Origin of the sequence: Lactobacillus sp. UCMA15818 (assembly GCF_030400225.1) — a bacterium.
GTDB lineage: Bacteria > Bacillota > Bacilli > Lactobacillales > Lactobacillaceae > Liquorilactobacillus.
Genome location: NZ_VJYB01000001.1, coordinates 469,322 through 484,865, shown reverse-complemented (window position 1 = coordinate 484,865; position 15,544 = coordinate 469,322). Strand labels below are relative to the sequence as shown.

Annotated in this window: 13 protein-coding genes; 12 read left to right on the top strand and 1 reads right to left on the bottom strand. The window is 37.2% G+C overall.

Annotated elements, in window-relative coordinates:
- Positions 1-2: 2 nt before the first annotated feature.
- From priA to FFX44_RS02430, 8 genes are read left to right on the top strand one after another with little or no spacing between them, the layout of a single operon-like run.
- Positions 3-2,423, top strand: coding sequence for a primosomal protein N' (gene priA, locus FFX44_RS02465; protein ID WP_289977718.1), 2,421 nt, complete (start codon positions 3-5; stop codon positions 2,421-2,423).
- A 19-nt stretch (positions 2,424-2,442) separates the two neighbouring features.
- Positions 2,443-3,396, top strand: coding sequence for a methionyl-tRNA formyltransferase (fmt, locus tag FFX44_RS02460; RefSeq protein WP_289977554.1), 954 nt, complete (start codon positions 2,443-2,445; stop codon positions 3,394-3,396).
- Positions 3,389-4,723, top strand: a complete 1,335-nt coding sequence (gene rsmB / locus FFX44_RS02455; RefSeq protein WP_289977552.1) for a 16S rRNA (cytosine(967)-C(5))-methyltransferase RsmB — start codon at positions 3,389-3,391, stop codon at positions 4,721-4,723. Before fmt ends, rsmB begins: the two co-directional genes overlap by 8 nt.
- Before the next feature lie 16 nt (positions 4,724-4,739).
- Positions 4,740-5,489 (top strand): Stp1/IreP family PP2C-type Ser/Thr phosphatase, encoded by a 750-nt coding sequence (locus FFX44_RS02450; protein WP_289977549.1) that lies wholly within the window; start codon positions 4,740-4,742, stop codon positions 5,487-5,489.
- Entirely contained in the window at positions 5,486-7,501 is a 2,016-nt protein-coding gene (pknB, locus tag FFX44_RS02445) for a Stk1 family PASTA domain-containing Ser/Thr kinase (RefSeq protein WP_289977547.1), read from the top strand. The genes FFX44_RS02450 and pknB overlap by 4 nt, the downstream gene beginning before the upstream one ends.
- Before the next feature lie 31 nt (positions 7,502-7,532).
- Entirely contained in the window at positions 7,533-8,408 is an 876-nt protein-coding gene (rsgA, locus tag FFX44_RS02440) for a ribosome small subunit-dependent GTPase A (RefSeq protein ID WP_289977545.1), read from the top strand.
- 9 nt (positions 8,409-8,417) lie between these two features.
- Complete coding sequence (gene rpe, locus FFX44_RS02435) at positions 8,418-9,071, top strand: ribulose-phosphate 3-epimerase (protein WP_289977542.1); 654 nt, start codon at positions 8,418-8,420, stop codon at positions 9,069-9,071.
- Between the two features lies 1 nt (position 9,072).
- Positions 9,073-9,720, top strand: a complete 648-nt coding sequence (locus tag FFX44_RS02430; protein ID WP_289977541.1) for a thiamine diphosphokinase — start codon at positions 9,073-9,075, stop codon at positions 9,718-9,720.
- Between the two features lie 149 nt (positions 9,721-9,869).
- Here the strand turns inward: FFX44_RS02430 and rpmB are convergent, their stop codons facing one another.
- Positions 9,870-10,055: a 50S ribosomal protein L28 gene (rpmB, locus tag FFX44_RS02425; RefSeq protein WP_289977538.1), complete on the bottom strand. Its 186-nt coding sequence runs from the start codon at positions 10,053-10,055 to the stop codon at positions 9,870-9,872.
- 234 nt (positions 10,056-10,289) lie between these two features.
- Here rpmB and FFX44_RS02420 point away from each other — a divergent pair, with 234 nt between their 5' ends.
- The 4 genes from FFX44_RS02420 to plsX all read left to right on the top strand — a co-directional run bounded on the left by FFX44_RS02420 (position 10,290) and on the right by plsX (position 15,544).
- A complete protein-coding gene (locus tag FFX44_RS02420; protein WP_057869046.1) occupies positions 10,290-10,652 on the top strand; it encodes an Asp23/Gls24 family envelope stress response protein in 363 nt (120 codons plus the stop codon).
- Positions 10,653-10,687: 35 nt separating this feature from the next.
- On the top strand, positions 10,688-12,382 hold the full coding sequence (locus FFX44_RS02415) for a DAK2 domain-containing protein (protein WP_289977528.1): 1,695 nt from the start codon (positions 10,688-10,690) through the stop codon (positions 12,380-12,382).
- An 84-nt stretch (positions 12,383-12,466) separates the two neighbouring features.
- Positions 12,467-14,506 (top strand): ATP-dependent DNA helicase RecG, encoded by a 2,040-nt coding sequence (gene recG, locus FFX44_RS02410; protein ID WP_289977526.1) that lies wholly within the window; start codon positions 12,467-12,469, stop codon positions 14,504-14,506.
- A gap of 15 nt (positions 14,507-14,521) precedes the next feature.
- Positions 14,522-15,544 carry a phosphate acyltransferase PlsX gene (plsX, locus tag FFX44_RS02405; protein ID WP_289977524.1) on the top strand — a complete coding sequence of 341 codons (1,023 nt, stop codon included), beginning with the start codon at positions 14,522-14,524 and terminating at the stop codon, positions 15,542-15,544.

Here is a 15,544-nt window from a genome sequence, read left to right as displayed (position 1 = left end):
CAATCGTATCTTTTGCTGAAATAATTGTTGACGTACCGGCTAAGCAGACTGACAAGCCTTTTGTATATCAAATTCCTACAAGATTTGAAAATATGATTAAGGTAGGAATGCGGGTAAGTGTACCATTTGGAAACGGTAATCGGTTAATTCAGGGATTTGTAATAGGATTAAAAATGGGTAATGATTTCTCTGGGAAAATCAAAGAAATAAAGTCCTTGATTGATGTGGAACCAGTATTAACTGAAGAAGCAATTGCATTGGCAAAATGGATGGCACATGAAACATATTCATTTTTAATAAGTTGTCTACAGGTAATGTTGCCAAGTGCAATGCGTGCTAAATATTATAAACAATTGGTTCTAGTTGACGATGAAGTAGATTCAGCCGTTAGGGGATACTTTTCTTCTAATCGAAAACAAATTCTGAATGAGGATAAGATAGATTCAGGCTTGCTGAAAAAATTATTAGCTGCAAGGGTCTCAGGAAAAATCGAGCTAGAATATTTAATGAAAGATAATCTGGTTGAAAAAAAAGTTCAGGTTATTTTAAATAGATTGACAGCGGAGGGTTATAAAAAAGAAAAAAACAAATTACGTGCTAATGCTTTAAAATTGCAACGGCTGCTAGATTATTTAATTCAACTTGGAGAGGTAGAGGTTGAACAAACGGTTCTTGAACAAAAATTAGGAATTACAAGTACCGTAATAAAGAATGCGGAAACAAAAAAATGGTTGAAACGCAAAGCTGTTGTTAAAAGAAGAGTGGCTTATAAACAAAGTGAATTTGTTAGAACAAGACCTAGAAAGCTGACTGTTGCTCAAAAAAAGGTTACTGCTAAAATTTGTAATTCTATGAGTCAAGGTAATGAACGAACTTTCTTACTTGAGGGTGTAACGGGCAGTGGAAAGACGGAAGTTTATCTGCAGGCAATGGCGCAAGCACTTGAAAATGGTAAGACGGCTCTGATGCTTGTTCCTGAAATTGCATTGACACCTCAAATGGTAAAAAATGTAGTTGGAAGATTTGGTTCAAGAGTTGCACTACTTCATAGTGGATTGTCAGAAGGTGAACGGCTTGATGAATGGCACAGGATTCAAAATGGTGATGCCCAAGTAGTTGTTGGTGCAAGATCAGCGGTCTTTGCTCCTTTGAAGGAGATTGGGATAATTGTTATTGATGAGGAACATGAGGCAAGCTACAAACAAGAAAAAATGCCGCGTTATCATGCCATAGAAGTGGCCAAGTGGCGTGCACGGTATCATAAATGTTCTTTAGTTTTAGGGAGTGCGACACCTTCGCTTGAATCAAGGGCGCGTGCGCAAAAGGGTGTTTATGAGTGGCTTCATCTGAATGAAAGAATTAATAAGATGCCACTGCCAGAAGTTAAGTTGATTGACATGAGAATAGCAACGAAAAGGATTACTGATAACGTTGATTTTTCATCCGAATTATGTGGTGAAATCGCATTAAGACTAGAACGCAAGGAACAAATTATATTGATGCTTAATCGCCGAGGCTACTCTTCTTTTATGATGTGTCGTGATTGTGGGGAGGTTTTGCAGTGTCCAAATTGTGATATTTCGCTGACCTTGCATTTGGACAGTCATTCGATGAAGTGTCATTATTGCGGACATGAGGAGAAAATACCGCAAAAATGTCCAAATTGTGGCAGTAATAAAATTCGATACTACGGAACTGGAACTCAAAAAGTTGAGCAGGAATTGCAAAATCTATTTCCTGAAGCTCGCGTTTTGAGAATGGATGTGGATACTACTAGAAGAAAGGGAATGCATGCGAAACTCTTGAAACAATTTGGTGATAAGAAAGCCGATATTCTATTGGGAACACAAATGATCGCTAAGGGGTTGGACTATCCTGATGTGACACTGGTCGGTGTATTAAACGCAGATACAGCACTTGGATTAGCTGATTTCAGAGCAAGTGAGCGAACGTTTCAATTATTAACGCAGGTTAGCGGAAGGGCTGGCCGAGCTGATAAAGAGGGTAAAGTTATTATTCAAACTTTTAATCCCGAACACTATGCTTTACAATTGGCAAAAAAACAGGACTATGAAAGTTTCTTCTTTAGAGAAATGAATGTGCGGCATCAAAATGGCTATCCGCCATATTTCTATACAATTCAAATTACGGCTGGCGCAAAAGAAGAAGGGTTAGCTGCAAAAAAAATTTATCAAATTTATGCTGAATTAAAATCTTTTTTGAGTACAAAATCAATTATTTTAGGACCCACACCGAAAGCAATAATGCGTATTAATAATCAATTTTATTATCAGCTGATTATCAAATATAAACAAGAACCTAAATTAGATGCAGCTTTGGATGAAATTTTACAGAAGAGTCAAAAAGATGAGCGCCAAGGAGTTTTAATTTCGATTGATAAAGAACCACTTAATTTTATTTAAAAAGAAGCGAGGTATTTCAATGACATCAGTAATTTTTATGGGGACTCCCCAATTTGCAGCAACTATCCTTGAAGGAGTGATTGCAGCTGATTATGACGTTAAAGCAGTTGTGACACAACCAGATCGGTATACAGGCAGAAAACGAATTTTAACTGCATCACCAGTCAAACAAGTGGCAGTAAGGCATGACATTCCAGTCTACCAACCACAGAAGCTGGGAAAGAGTGTAGAGCTTGCACAGTTGATTGCAATCCAACCAGATGTAATAATCACTGCAGCTTTTGGACAATTTTTGCCAATGTCGTTAATCAATTCTGCAAAGATTGCAGCAGTAAATGTCCATGGCTCGTTACTACCTAAATATCGCGGAGGAGCACCTGTTCAATATGCTATTATGAATGGCGATGATAAAACCGGGGTCACATTGATTTATATGATTAAGAAGATGGATGCTGGTGAGATGCTGGCACAAGCCGAATTACCAATCTTGCAGAATGATGATAATGGAACTATTTTCTCTAAGATGAGTCTTTTAGGAAGAACTGTTTTAATAGAGATGCTCCCTAAGATTATCAGCAAAGAGATAACCGGAACGATGCAGGATGAAGCGGCAGTCACATTTGCTCCAGTTATTTCACCAGAACAAGAAAAACTATCTCTAGATTTGACCGCACAGCAGCTTGATTATATGATTAGAGCACTTAGGCCGCAACCGGGTTCGTATTTTGAAAAGTTCTTGAATAAAAGAACAAAATTATGGGATATAAAGCCGCTTGATGAAAAAACTGAGTACGAACCAGGAGTAGCTGTATTCGTTGGTAAAAACGAGTTGAAGGTAGCGGCTGCTCAAGGAAGCGTATATAAAATAAGAGAGATTCAGCCTGCTGGGAAGCCACGAATGACGATTAATAATTTTCTAAATGGTCAAGGTCAAGGGATAAAAGCAGGACAGAGGATTATAACAAATGAATGAAGAAAATAAAAACCCACGATTAATGGCAGTTGAAATTCTAACTAAGGTTGCAAAAAATGGGGCATATTCAAATTTAGCGCTTAACCAGGTTCTTAAGAAAAATCAGCTGTCAAGAGTGGATGCTAATCTATTGACAATTATTGTGTATGGAGTACTTCAGAATCTTTTATTACTTGAATTTTGGTTAGAACCTTTTGTTAAAGGTAAAAAAATGGATGATTGGGTTAACCAATTATTGTTAATGTCTTTGTACCAGTTGAAGTTTCTAGACAAAGTTCCAGATCACGCAGTGCTCAATGAAGCAATCAAGATTGCAAAAAACAAGGGGCATGATGGTACGAGAAAATTCGTGACAGGTGTTTTGCATGCAATTTTGCGTAAGGGTGTTCTTGAGACTGCAATAATTGAAGATGAAACTGAACGTCTAAGCATTAGTTATAGTGTACCCGTGTGGATAGTTGAAGAGTTAAAGAAACAAGTCGGGTATGATAAAACAGTTTCAATTTTGGTTTCCCTGAATAAAGCACCCAAGCAAGCGCTTAGAGTAAATGAATCAAAGATTTCAGTTGAAGAGGTTGCAAGTGAATTGATTAGTCAAGGTTTCAAAGTTGAAAATAGTCAAGTTGCTGCTGGAAGCTTAATTGTAGAAAAAGGAGGGCATGTCAGTTTGACTAGTCTCTTTGCGGAAGGCAAGGTCATGCTGCAAGATGAAAGTGCAAGTCTTGTGGTTGAGGCTATGGGGTTGAACGGAGATGAACGGGTTCTAGATGCCTGTGCTGCTCCCGGTGGAAAAACAATGCAGATTGCTGATTATCTGAGAACAGGGACAGTTACAGCATTAGATATTCACAAGCATAAAATTAAGCTGATTAAAGAGAATGCTTTGAAATGCGGTTTTGAGGAAAAGATTAAGCTACTACAGCTAGATGCTAGAAAAATGGGCGCATACTTTGAACCCAAGAGTTTTAATCAAATATTAGTTGATGCACCTTGTTCTGGTATAGGATTAATGAGAAGAAAACCGGAAGTCAGATATGAAAAGTCTTTGCAAGATTCTTTAAACTTGCATAAGGTTCAAGTCGGAATATTGGATAAAGTTGCGGACTATGTTGAAGTTAATGGCTATTTAACATATAGTACTTGTACGATACTGGATACTGAAAATACACGGGTAATTACCGAATTTTTGGAAATGCATCATGAATTTGAACAAATTGAGGTAAAGACAAAACTAAAATTGCCTAATATTAGTAAAAGTTTGACAATTTATCCAGATGACTATGAATCTGATGGCTTTTTCATTACCCGATTGAAGAGAGTAAGATAAATGAGGTGGTTACCTGATGAATTTTGCATATAAGAGTGACGTGGGAGAAGTAAGACCCAATAACGAGGACTACGTGGGTGTTTTTAAGAACCTTACTGGGATAAGTTTTGCAATTGTTGCGGATGGTCTAGGTGGTCATAAGGGTGGAGATGTTGCTTCGGAAATGGCAGTTTCTCATTTAGGATTTCGTTTTGAAGAGACTGAAATTGATACAATTGACGTTGCTGCAAAATGGTTGATAGATGAAGTTCAGCGTGAAAATAAATTAATTTTAGAGCGCTCTAACCAATATGAAGATTTGAATGGTATGGGAACTACGATTGTATGCGCCCTTTTTTTTGGTGATGAGGTGCTTCTGGCTAATATTGGTGACAGCAGAGGATATTTGCTGCGAGACAGTGATTTACTGCAGTTGACTGAAGATCATTCTTTAGTAAATGAATTATTGAAAAGCGGTCAGATCAGTACTGAAGAAGCGAAAAATCATCCGCAAAAAAATATTGTTACTAGAACACTAGGAATTTCGGAAAACGCAAATATTGATGAGAAAATTATTAAGTTGGAAGATAATGATATTTTATTACTATGTTCTGATGGACTTACCAATATGGTTGATGATCAAGTAATAAAAGAAGTGTTGCTGAATAATAAATCCTTTGCAGATAAATGTGACAAGCTGATTAATCTTGCAAATAAAGCTGGCGGAAATGATAATGTTACACTTTTACTTGCCTCTTCTTCGTTTGAGAGGAGGAATGAACAGTGAAGCCAGGATATGTATTGAGCGGACGATATCAGGTTGTAGAGACATTAGGTGAAGGTGGAATGGCCAATGTCTATTTGGCATATGATTTAATCTTAAAAAGAGATGTTGCTGTTAAATTGATGCGCCTTGATTTACGAGATAATGAGGCTGCAATCAGAAGGTTTCGTCGTGAGGCAATTTCTTTGACAGAACTTGTCCATCCAAATATTGTTAGTATTTATGATATTGATGAAGATAATGGTACACAGTTTTTAGTGATGGAATATATAGAAGGAATGGATTTAAAGAGTTACATAGCACAAAACTATCCCATTGCTTATGAGCGGATAGTTAATATCATGGATCAAGTATTGTCGGCCGTTGAAGAGGCTCATGCACATGATATTATCCATCGTGATCTGAAACCACAAAACATCCTAATTAATGCTGATGGACAAGTAAAAATTACTGATTTTGGAATAGCGTTAGCAACCTCGGAATACTCATTGACACAGACCAATACATTAATGGGATCGGTTCATTATCTTTCACCTGAACAGGCCAGGGGAAGCGTAGTTACTAAACAATCAGATATTTACTCACTTGGAATAATTTTATTTGAATTATTGACAAGTCGAGTTCCATATCAGGGTGAAACAGCTGTTTCGATAGCCTTGAAGCATTTTCAAAATGACATGCCATCTGTCAGGTCCTTTGACGATCAAATTCCACAGGCACTTGAGAATGTCGTATTAAAAGCAACTGCAAAAAGTTTAACAGAGCGATATCAGAAAGTTTCAGAGATGAAAGATGATATTGAAACTGCACTTTCATATACCAGAAGTAATGAAGAAAAATGGAGACCTGTAGGTGCAATCGAGGATGAAACTAAGGTTTTGGAACCATTGAGTGCACAACAAATTAAAAAGAATATTGGGTTAAGTGATAATAAAACTGGTTCTGAAAAAGACAAGAAACCAAAGAAAAAGTGGAGCAAAAAGAAAAAATGGCTTGTTTGGTCACTGATTGTAACGGTGATAATAGTCTTAATGATTTTTATTACTGCACTAGCAATGAGCCCAAAGAATGTGGCAGTTCCGGATTTGCAAGGAATGAACGAAACAGAGGCTAAAACCGCACTTGAGTCCCAAGAATTAGTTGTTGGAAATATTATCAAGCGAAATAGTACAAAATATGATAAGGGGCAAGTTATCTCATCTGATCCGATTGAGAGTTCAAGTGTGCGTCAAAATTCGAAAGTTAATCTGATAATTTCAGAAGGCCCTGAAAAGAATATGTTTGGCAATTATAAAGGGCAACCATATTCTAAAGTGAAGAAAAAACTTGATAATAAGGGCGTTACAGTTGTCAAGGAAACAAAGGCATCCAGTTCAGTGGCCAAGGGAGAAATTATTAGTCAGAATATTTCAGCCAGAAAGAAAGTAGTTTGGAAACAAACGACAGTCAGATTTACCGTTAGTTCAGGTGCAAAGACAGTTATTTTACGTGATTTGACAGGTTATACGGAAAAAAGTGTGGAGGACTACGCTGATGAATTGGGACTTGTATTAAATATTGAAAACAATTCCTCTGGTAGCTCTAGTACGGGATTAGTGATTTCACAAGAACCTGCAGCGAATGCTAGCATTAAAGTAGGTGACACTCTGAATGTGGTTTTGGGGTCCACTTCTGCTAGTTCATCAGGTGCTGAATCGCAGTCGGGTGGTAGTTCCTCGGATAGTACAAGCAGTGCAGCTAATACGTTTTCTGTTAGTGTAAATATTCCATACCAGTCTTCTTCTAGTAGTATATCAAGTTCTACGAGTTCTTCGACGAGTTCCAGTACAATGAACACGATTCAGATTTATTTGCAAGATGATACTCATAGTTATAGTGATATCTATCAGCAATTTACAATTTCATCAGATACAAGTGTGACTCTACCCTTTACGCTGAGCGGTTCAACTTCTGGTAAATATAAAATTGTTAGAGATGGGCAAGTTATTGCTGAGAAGACAAATGTGACGAGCTAATCAGATGAGGTTTGAAAGGTAAGGTGATTTATTGTTAAGAGGTCAAATTCGACAATCATTAAGTGGATATTATGATGTTGATCTGGAAGGCGTTACTTATCGGACACGTGCACGTGGAAATTTTCGGAAAAAAGGTGAAGCTCCGCTCGTGGGTGATTGGGTAGAATTCAAGGCTGAAAACCAGGATGAAGGTTACATTTTACGAATAGAAAAGCGAAAAAATGAATTAGTAAGGCCACCAGTGGCTAATATTGACTATGCGATTGTGGTAACTGCTTGCAAGGAGCCCAAATTCTCTTCAAATTTATTAGATCGACAATTGGTAATGCTTGAGAAAAATGAAATTACGCCGTTATTATTTTTTTCAAAAGTCGATTTGTTGACTGATGAAGAATATTTAAAGATAAAGCAGATTGTTGCAGATTATCAAAGAATATATGCTTGTCAATTAGGAAGTCTTGATTCTGTCATAACATTAACTGGCAAACTTCAGCAAAAGGTAATTGTTGTAATGGGACAGACCGGCGCTGGGAAATCGACATTATTGAATAATCTCAAGCCGGAACTTGAATTAGCAACGGGTGAAGTCTCAAAGGCTTTGAGCCGAGGAAAGCATACGACAAGGAAAGTAATGCTCTTACCTATTAAAGATAATTTGATTGCAGACACCCCTGGTTTTTCCTCTTTTGATTTATTAGAGATAAAAAAAGAGGAGTTAGCAAGGTATTTTCCAGATTTTCAAGAATATGCTGGAGAATGCAAGTTCAGAAGTTGTATCCATTTGAACGAGCCAGGCTGCAAAGTTAAGGCGGCTGTAGAAAGTGGAGAAATCAAGACAAGCAGATATGAGAATTATCAACAGTTTCAAAAAGAAATCAGTAAGCAAAAAATAAAATATCGAAAATGAGGTGTTAGAATGAAAATTGCTCCTTCGATTTTAAGTGCAGATTTTGCAAATTTAAAAAGAGATGTAGAAATGACAGTAAAAGCAGGTGCTGAATACCTGCATATTGATATAATGGATGGTCATTTTGTACCTAATCTTTCGTTCGGCGAGCCAATTTTAAGAGCAATTCGGCCATATTCAAAACAAATTTTTGACTGTCACTTGATGGTTGATAATCCTGAAGATTATATTGCAATGCTTGCAGATGCTGGTGCTGATGTAATTGGGGTACACTATGAGGCAACTCCACATATTCACCGCATTTTACAGCAGATTAAGGAAGCAGGATGCAAAGCTGAGGTTGTGCTCAATCCCGGAACACCTGTAGTTGTTCTTGCGAATTTATTAGAAATGGTAGATGCAGTGCTGATCATGACGGTTAATCCAGGATTTGGGGGTCAGGAATTCTTGCCTGGCATGCTTTTAAAGGTTCAAGAATTGAATCAGATTAAAAAAGATAGCAAATTTGATTTTGACATCGAAGTTGATGGCGGAATCAATGATGAGACAATTAAGCAGTGCCAACAAGCAGGAGCTACAATTGCAGTGGCCGGATCGTTTGTTTTTAATGCGGCTAATCCAGTTGAAAAAATCCAATTATTACACAAAGTGACAGGTGATTAGAATGGAAATCAATTTATTAGTTGGAGGACCAGTCAGTGAATGGCCGGCAGAGTTGCTGAAAAAAAATGATGGGCAGATCTGGATTGGTGCAGATCGTGGAGCTTTGCGACTTGTTCAAAATGGAATTCAACCAGCGATTGCGATTGGTGATTTTGATTCTTCAACAAAAGAAGAGCAAGATTTGGTCAGGAGAAATAGCAAAAAGATTTATACTGCCAAACCTGAAAAAGATGATACTGATACAGAATTAGCCTTGAAAATTGTTTTTGAAAATTTTCAAAATATTGATAGGATAAACATTTTTGGTGCAACTGGTGGTAGAATAGATCATCTCTTGGCTAATCTATTTTTTATCCTAAGAAAACCATTTTACGAATATGCAGATAAAATTTTTATTTTTGATCGTTTCAATACTATTAACTTCTATAAACCCGGTACTTATACGATTCAAAAAGAAAAAGACAAGAAATATTTGGCTTTTGTACCATTGACAAGTGTCGAGAAGCTGAGTTTGGTTGATGAAAAATATCGTTTAGATGAAAAAAATTTTAATTTTCCAGTATCGTTAGCAAGTAACGAATTTGTAGGTGAAAAGGGTAAGTTTAGTTTTACTACAGGAGTCGTATGTGTGATTCAGAGCAAGGATTAGAATGTGATATAGAGGGAATAAAAAGTTAAAAGTATCTAATTTCATTAATATTTGAAGGAATTTCTGTGTTAAGCAGGAATTTTTTTATTTAGTAGGATTAACAATCATAATTGTAATAAAAAAGACCCGCAAAAACGAGTCTCTAGTAGTTAAACACGAGTAACTTTACCGGATTTCAATGTACGAGCTGAAACCCAAACCTTCTTAGGTTTACCATCAACCAAGATGCGAACTTTTTGCAAATTTGGTTTCCATGAACGGTTCGTTTGGTTTAAAGCATGTGAACGTTTCTTTCCGAAAGTTGTTTTACGACCAGTAATAAAATCTTTTGCCATTATTAGTTCCTCCTTTAATGATAGGATTCAAAGCATACGTACTGCTTACTCACTAGAATAAGTTATCATAATTAACGAATGATTGCAAGAATTTTCTGTAAAGTAAAATAACTTGGCAGACAAATTTGTTGTTCATTGCTTGAATTTGGCGCAATCATGCGGTATAGTGATTTAGCTCATTTTATGCTAAAATGAAATTAGTTATTGTGTGTTAAATTAAGGAGGCTGTATCTAATGGCTGTAAAAATCAAAACGCAATTTGGAAACATTGATATCAATAATGATGTTATTGCAACAGTTGTTGGTGGTGCTGCAACTGAAATATTCGGAATTATCGGAATGGCAAGTAAAAACCAGATTAGGGATAATCTGAACGAGATTCTGAAGCGCGATAATTATTCAAAAGGTGTTATTGTGCGCCAAGAGGATGATGGAGTTGCAGTTGATGTGTATATTATTGTAGGTTATGGCACAAAAATTTCTGAAATTTGCCGTAATGTCCAAGATAAAGTTAAATATAATTTGGAAACCATGTTAGGAATAACAGCTAATTCAGTCAATGTTTTTGTACAAGGTGTGCGGGTTATTGAAGAATAGTTGAGTATTATGGGGACCAAGGAGGATAAGCGAATTTGAAAGTCACAGAGATAACTGAGGCGCATTTTAGAAAGATGGTTGCGATCAGTTCAAAAAGATTAAGTAATAATGCAGAATTTATTAATTCTTTAAATGTATTTCCTGTTCCTGATGGAGACACTGGAACAAATATGAGCCTTTCTTTTGTTAGTGGTGCAAAATATGTGTCTGAATCTACCGCTAACACTGTAGGTTCCTTGGCTGTGGCATTAGCTAAGGGATTATTAATGGGCGCTCGTGGAAATTCTGGAGTAATACTATCACAGATATTCCGGGGATTCTATAAGAGTACAGAAAAGAAAGATAGTTTGAATGCAAATGATTTGGCAGCTGCTTTGACTGCTGGGGTTGAGACTGCATATAAGGCTGTAATGAAGCCTACTGAAGGAACAATCTTAACGGTTGCACGTGAGGCAGCTAGGGCGGCTAACAAGGCAGCCGGTGAAAGCGATGATACGGTTATAGTGATGGCAGCCGCATATGAAGCTGCAAAAAAGGCCTTGGCAACTACTCCAGATTTATTGCCGGTTTTAAAGGAAGTTGGGGTAGTTGATTCAGGTGGACAGGGCTTGACTTTTGTATATGAAGGTTTCTTTGATGCTCTGTCTGGCAATCAGCGTGCTGAAGATGATGCGCACCAACCAAGTGTTGAAGAGATGGAAGAAATGGTCAATGCTGAACATCATAAGAGTGTTCAAAGTCAGCTTAGCACAGAAGATATCAAGTATGGGTACTGTACTGAAATAATGGTTAAGCTAGGTGCGGGCCGTCTAGTTGACTCAAAATTCGATTATGATGAGTTTCGCAATCATTTAAATACGATTGGTGATTCACTATTAGTTGTTGCCGATGAGGAAATTGTCAAAGTACATGTTCATACAGAGCATCCAGGAAGTGTGATGTCTTATGGACAACGTTTTGGATCCTTGATTAAAGTTAAGGTTGATAACATGCGTCTACAACATGAAACAATTTTGGAGCATGATGAGCAAGAAGAAAACAAAGAAGAAGCTGTAGTAGCAAGTGTAAATAATGAAGGATATGGTATTATAGCAATTGCTTCTGGAGATGGAATTGCTAACTTGTTTAAGAGTTTAGGTGCAACTTATGTTTTAAGTGGTGGTCAGACAATGAATCCAAGTACGCAAGATATAGTTGATGCAATTAAGAAAGTTAATGCACAAAAGGTTATTATCTTACCAAACAACAAAAATATTTTCTTAGCTGCTGAACAAGCTGCAAAAGTTGCGGAGGTTCCGACAAGGGTTGTTGCAAGTAGGACAATTGCTCAAGGAATGACAGCATTAATCGCGTTCAATCCTGAAGAACAATTAGACAAAAATGCAGCAAATATGAGCGACGAGATGGATTCTGTGAAGTCTGGTCAAGTTACGATTGCAGTTCGTGATACAACTATTGCAGGAAATATAATCAAAAAAGATGATTATATGGGGATTATTGATGGGAAAATTGAATTGACTAATCCAGATAAAGTTGATGCAGCTGTGCAAATGGTAGAAAAAATGCTTGATGATGATAGTGAAATTGTTACAATAATTATTGGTCAAGACGGAACTTCTGCTGAAGCTGAAAATATCAAAAGTGCAGTTTTGAAACTTGATGAGGATTTAGAAATTGAAATTCATCAAGGCAATCAACCTGTGTATCCGTATTTAATTTCTGTCGAATAATATTTTCCATAATAGTCTGATTAATTCCTGCATAAAATTGGAATTAGTCAGATTTTTAATTCATTCAAAATAGAGGTGATGGCTTTGGCAAAAGAACTTAGTGATTCAGTAGCGGTTCTAGCAGGTGTTGGTCCCAAAAAAGTTCAGGCATTGAATAAGTTGGGTATAAACACCATTGAAGATTTGTTAACTGCATACCCATTCAGATATGATGACTATGCTGCACGCAATTTGACTGAAATTAGTGATCAAGAAAAGGTTGCTTTAAAAGGGACAGTGGCAACTGAACCAGTGCTGAGTCATTTTGGCCGCCAGAAAAATCGCTTGAATTTTAAACTGCTGGTTGAACATGATGTCATTATGGTGACTTTTTTTAACCAGGGTTATTTGCGGTCCAGAATCGAATTAGGTAAAGAACTAACTGTCTATGGTAAATGGAACCATAAAAGGCAAAACTTAACTGGAATGAAAATTTTAGCAGATGAAAGCAGCAATGAATTGGGGGGGATATATCGTTCCTCAAAAGAGATTAAACAGTCACAGGTAAAAAAGATAATTGAGCAGGCATACAGTGAATATGCCGATATGATTGTTAATATTGTTCCAGATTATCTAGCAAAGAAATACCGATTGCTTTCAAGAAAAGAAACTATTCATGAGATTCATTTTCCAACAAGTCAGAAATCTGCAAAACTAGCACGTCGTAGCGGAACTTTTGAGGAATTTTTTCTCTTTCAAGCTCGAATGCAGTATCTTAAGAAAAATGAGAATATTAATGATGGACTGAAAATTAACTACAGATTGGATAAGCTCAAGCGATTTATAGCAAGTCTGCCCTTTGAATTAACAAATTCGCAAAAAAAAGTGGTAAATGAAATCTGTCATGATATGCACTTGCAAAGACATATGAATAGGTTGTTGCAAGGTGATGTTGGTTCAGGAAAGACAATTGTTGCAGCAATAACCATGTATGCTGCTATTACAGCAGGATTTCAAGCTGCATTAATGGTTCCAACTGAAATATTAGCACAACAGCATGCTATTAAATTAGCGCAGTTATTTGAACCGATGGGAATTACAGTTGCGCTGTTGACAAGCGCAACTGTCACCAGGGTAGCACAAAGGCGGGAGTTATTATCCAATTTAAAAAAGGGTACAATCAATCTGGTAGTTGGTACTCATGCATTAATCCAACCGGATATTGAGTTCTTGAACCTTGGCCTGGTTGTAACAGATGAACAGCATCGTTTTGGTGTCAGTCAGAGACAAATTCTCAGAGAAAAGGGTAAGTCACCTGATGTATTAATGATGACTGCAACACCAATTCCGCGAACGTTAGCATTAACAACTTATGGAGAAATGGATGTTTCCACAATCAATGAGTTACCAAAGGGACGCAAAGGCATTAGAACTCAGTGGGTAAAGAACGTTCAGTTGGCGAGTGCTTACGATTTTCTTGAGCGTGAGTTAGGCAGTAATTCACAGGCATATATTGTTAGCCCATTAATTGAAGAATCTGAGGTAATGGATTTGAAGAATGCCGAAGAGATATTCAATAAAACCAATGAACGATTAGGATCGCGATATCATGTTGGATTGCTTCATGGTAGAATGAGTAGTGATAAAAAAGAAGATGTGATGTCTGCTTTTAAAGAGCATAAAATAGATGTATTAGTAACAACTACAGTAATTGAGGTGGGAGTTGATGTGTCAAATGCAACTGTCATGATGATTCTTGATGCAGACAGGTTTGGTCTGGCACAGCTGCATCAGTTGCGCGGCAGGGTTGGCAGAGGAGATAAGCAGTCTTATTGTCTCCTTGTTGCTGATCCCAAAAACGAATATGGGATTGCCCGAATGCAGATAATGACTGAGACAAATGATGGATTTGTGATTGCACAAAAGGATTTGGAGCTCCGTGGTCAAGGTGACATCTTAGGAAGCAAACAATCTGGAATGCCTGAATTTAAATTAGGTGATCCAATAGCTGATTTAAGAATATTACAGATAGCAAAGGAAGAAGCACAGCAAATAATTAGCGATGAATATTTCAAACAAAAAAAAGAAAATGAAGAACTAATGAAGTATTTAAAGCGTACTTTATTAGGGACATCATTCGATTAAAGAGGGATGAATTTAATGAGAATAGCAGTTGATGCTATGGGTGGAGATAATGCACCACAAACGGTTGTTGAAGGAGTTGAACGAGCACGCGATGAATACCGTGAGCTTGAGTTCAATCTTTATGGAAGAGAAAATGAAATTAAGAAGTATTTAAAAGACACGTCACGAATTAAGATTATTCATACTGATAGTGAAATCGATATGAATGATGAACCTGTACACGCAGTGCGGAGAAAGAAGGATTCCTCAATGGTTTTGGCTGCAAAGTCAGTTAAAGATGGCGAGGCTGACGCATTTTTTTCGTGTGGTAATACTGGAGCAATTCTTACTGCCGGATTGTTGATTGTCGGCAGAATCAAAGGAATTAGTCGTCCAGGATTACTTTCGACACTTCCGATAATTTCAAAAACTGAAGGAGCATTCAACCTGCTAGATAGTGGGGCAAACGCGGATAATAAACCTGAACATCTCCACGAATATGCGATTTTGGGTAAATATTATGCACAAAAAGTCAGGGGAATTACCAATCCAAGAATAGGCTTGCTGAACAATGGAACAGAAGAACACAAAGGAAATAAGACGACACAGGAAGCATATCAATTATTAAAGGCAGATTCCCATTTGAACTTTGTTGGTAATGTTGAGGCTAATGCAATTTTAAAAAATGTTGCTGATGTGGTTGTTGCGGATGGTTTTACTGGAAATGCGGTTCTAAAGGCAATTGAAGGAACCGCTTCGGCGACGATGCACTTGCTGAAGGACTCGATTGTTAGTAGCGGTTTATCTGGTAAATTAGGTGCATTATTACTCAAATCGACTTTTAGTGAGTTGAAAAATAAGATGAATCAATCACAGTATGGTGGGGCCGTATTGCTTGGTGTCAAGGCACCTGTTGTGAAAGCTCATGGCTCAAGTGATAGTGCGGCCGTATACTATACACTAAAGCAGATTCATAAGATGTTAGAAGAAAAGATGATTCCGGATTTAGTTGCATATTTCGAAGAAGCAGCAAAAAAAACAGATGACGTGGGGGAATAG

Excerpts from the sequence above, each read along its gene's own strand:
- rpmB (WP_289977538.1), bottom strand. The coding sequence starts at position 10,055 with ATGGCAAAAGATTTTATTACTGGTCGTAAAACAACTTTCGGAAAGAAA.
- plsX (WP_289977524.1), top strand. The coding sequence starts at position 14,522 with ATGAGAATAGCAGTTGATGCTATGGGTGGAGATAATGCACCACAAACG.
- FFX44_RS02430 (WP_289977541.1), top strand. The coding sequence starts at position 9,073 with ATGGAAATCAATTTATTAGTTGGAGGACCAGTCAGTGAATGGCCGGCA.
- fmt (WP_289977554.1), top strand. The coding sequence starts at position 2,443 with ATGACATCAGTAATTTTTATGGGGACTCCCCAATTTGCAGCAACTATC.
- FFX44_RS02450 (WP_289977549.1), top strand. The coding sequence starts at position 4,740 with ATGAATTTTGCATATAAGAGTGACGTGGGAGAAGTAAGACCCAATAAC.
- FFX44_RS02420 (WP_057869046.1), top strand. The coding sequence starts at position 10,290 with ATGGCTGTAAAAATCAAAACGCAATTTGGAAACATTGATATCAATAAT.
- rsmB (WP_289977552.1), top strand. The coding sequence starts at position 3,389 with ATGAATGAAGAAAATAAAAACCCACGATTAATGGCAGTTGAAATTCTA.
- rpe (WP_289977542.1), top strand. The coding sequence starts at position 8,418 with ATGAAAATTGCTCCTTCGATTTTAAGTGCAGATTTTGCAAATTTAAAA.